At 55.4% G+C, this 1,230-nt stretch carries 1 protein-coding gene; it reads right to left on the bottom strand.

What is annotated here, in order from left to right; genetic code table 11:
* Positions 1–35: 35 nt before the first annotated feature.
* Positions 36–1,171 (bottom strand): IS3 family transposase gene (locus tag PanJK_RS23960; RefSeq protein WP_265303509.1). Its coding sequence is split into 2 segments (ribosomal slippage): positions 36–916 and positions 916–1,171, totalling 1,137 coding nucleotides; the frame shifts between segments, so codons are not numbered across the junction.
* Between the last annotated feature and the right edge of the window lie 59 nt (positions 1,172–1,230).

Genomic DNA, 1,230 nt, shown 5'->3' with positions numbered 1-1,230 from the left:
TGGAGTGACCCCATTCCCGTAGACATTCGCTGTCCTCACGACGAGGCCTTTTCGAAGGCCTCTGGACTGACGCCTCCCAAGTGGCTGTGGCGTCGGGTCCGGTTGTAGAACACTTCGATATAATCAAAGATATCAGCCCGGGCCATGTCCCGGGTTCTATAGATCCGCTTTCTGATGCGCTCTTTTTTTAGCGAACTGAAGAAGGATTCCGCCACTGCATTATCCCAGCAGTTGCCGCGCCGGCTCATGCTGGGTGACAGGTTATTAGCCTGGCAGAACCGTCGCCAGTCATCGCTGCCATACTGGCTTCCCTGGTCGCTGTGTATGATAACGGTTTCCTCAGGCCTTCGTCGCCAGACGGCCATCAGAAGAGCATCCAGCGCCAGTTCGCGCGACAGTGAGGGTTTCATTGACCAGCCCACCACATTGCGGGCAAACAGGTCTATGACCACGGCCAGATACAGCCAGCCCTGCCAGGTCCGTATGTAGGTAATATCCGTTACCCAGACCTGGTTCGGTTTAACGACTGTGAACTCCCGCTGTACCCGGTTAGGCGCGATGACTGACGGACGTCCCCGTGCTCCTCGCGGGATTTTATAGCCATGTACGGCCTTGATTCTGTTCTGCCGCATAATTTTCGCTACCCTGTTTTTACTGCATACCTCCCCGATTTCTCGTAGGTCACTGTGGACCCGCCGGTATCCATAAACGCCGCCACTCAGGGTATAAGAGTCGCGGATAAGCGTCAGCAGTCGCTGATTATCCTGCTCTCCAGTTGATACCGGGCAGTGGAGCCAGACGTAAAAACCGGAACGGGCAACCTTCAGAACCCGACACATCAGTGTGATCGACCAGACCTGACGGTGATCGTTGATGAAGCGGTACTTTAGTCGGGCTCCCTTGCAAAGTACCGCGCCGCCTTTTTCAGGATATCCCGCTCCTCCTCAGTTCGCTTGAGTTGCGCTTTCAACCGGAGGATCTCCGTCCGGGCATCCAGCAGATCCTGCGCCTGGTGCCCGCTGGCATCAGGTTTTATAGAGCGGATCCATTTATAAAGGCTGTGTTGCGAGACGCCCAGGCGTTCAGATACGTCGGCGACGGAATAGCCCCGCTCGGTGATCTGGCGGACTGCTTCTTCTTTAAACTCAGGGGTAAATCGTGGTGTGCCCATAGACTCCTCCTATGCTCAAAATATAGGGCAGATTTGTCTATGGGCTCGGGGTCACTCCA

This window comes from Pantoea sp. JK, from assembly GCF_026130245.1.
Taxonomy (GTDB): Bacteria; Pseudomonadota; Gammaproteobacteria; order Enterobacterales; family Enterobacteriaceae; genus Pantoea; species Pantoea trifolii.
Note: the sequence above shows the minus strand (reverse complement) of the source record. Positions and strands in the feature narration are given on the sequence as shown.